The 1,491-nt window shown below is 53.2% G+C and carries 1 protein-coding gene; it reads left to right on the top strand.

All coding sequences use genetic code 11. The features are described from left to right. The first annotated feature begins 253 nt into the window (after positions 1-253). On the top strand, positions 254-1,423 hold the full coding sequence (locus tag C6H66_RS25055) for an RNA-guided endonuclease InsQ/TnpB family protein (protein ID WP_105397054.1): 1,170 nt from the start codon (positions 254-256) through the stop codon (positions 1,421-1,423). Positions 1,424-1,491: the final 68 nt, after the last annotated feature.

Consider the following 1,491-nt stretch of genomic DNA (forward strand, 5'->3'; position numbering starts at 1 on the left):
GGGGTCCAAAAATCATCTTGGTTGGCGGTTGGCTATTTTGATTACTGGTAGCTCCATGCACTTTTAACCATAATAGCTATTCGAACCATTTTAGCAAAATCCGCCGTAAACCCTCGCCCAATGCGGGCGGTGATATAAGGCGAAAAGCCCGCAGGGCTTTCAGGTTATTAACCATCACGTTCACTGGCAGCCCGGGGGGACACGGCCAAAAAAAGCGGTTAAAATACATAAACTATCCCGATGAGCGCTGATGATGTTAAGAGCCACCAAAGTCCGCATTTACCCGACACCCGAACAGGCTGATTATCTCAATGCTCAGTTCGGTGCGGTCCGTTTCGCGTACAACAAGGCGCTCCACATTAAGAAGCACGCTTATCAACGCCACGGGGTGAACCTCAGCCCGCGTAAAGACCTCAAACCCTTACTGTCAGTGGCGAAAAAATCCCGCCGGTATGCCTGGCTCAAAGCGTATGATTCCATCGCCTTGCAGCAGGCGGTGATTAACCTCGATATGGCGTTTTCCCACTTTTTTAATCCGAAGCTGAAAGCGCGCTTCCCGACATTCAAACGCAAGCATGGCAGGCAGTCCAGCTATCATTGTGTCGGGGTGAAGGTGTTGGACGGGGCAATAAAAATACCCAAGTTATCGCCGATAGAAGCCCGCCTGCACCGTGAAATGACCGGAGAGGTGAAAAGCATGACCCTGAGCCGTTCAGCCACCGGTAAATACTACGCCTCGATACTCTGTGATGACGGCCTGGCCGCGCCCGCGAAGCCCGCTTTGATAACCCAGATGACAGGTTTGGATATGGGATTGTCTCACTACGCTGTCAAATCCAGCGGAGATAAGATGGCCAATCCCCGTCATCTTATCAATGCCGGCCGTAATCTGAGGCGTAAACAGAAGGCCCTCTCCCGGAAACAAAAAGGCAGCGCCAACCGTCGTAAAGCACGACAGAGGCTTGCCGCCGTACATGAGCGGGTAGCGAATGCCCGCGCCGATTTTCAACACAAACTGTCTCGTTCAATGGTTGACGAAAACCAAGCGATAATTGTGGAGACACTGAAATCGGCCAACATGATGAAGAATCACCACCTTGCCCGCGCTATCGGGGATGCGGGCTGGCATGGCTTCATCAAGAAACTGGAATACAAAGCCGCAGCGGCAGGCGTCCATCTGGTCAAACTGGATCAGTGGTTCGCCAGTTCGAAAACCTGCCATTGCTGCGGTCACAAAATGCTGGAAATGCCGCTGCGTAAGCGGCTCTGGCAATGCCCTTTCTGTCGAGTCGAACATGACCGCGATATCAATGCGGCGCTCAACATCGAGCGCAAGGGCATAACAGAATTACAGGCGGCGGGACTCGTCGTCTCTGCCCACGGAGGCCAGCGTAAATCCGTCATAAAGACGGTGGCGGCCTGAGAAGTGGGAAGCCTCGCCGTTTTTACGGCGGGGAGCAGTCACCTTAAGCGCTTTACGGACAGATGTTG

Source organism: Photorhabdus hindustanensis, assembly GCF_002968995.1.
Taxonomy (GTDB): Bacteria; Pseudomonadota; Gammaproteobacteria; order Enterobacterales; family Enterobacteriaceae; genus Photorhabdus; species Photorhabdus akhurstii.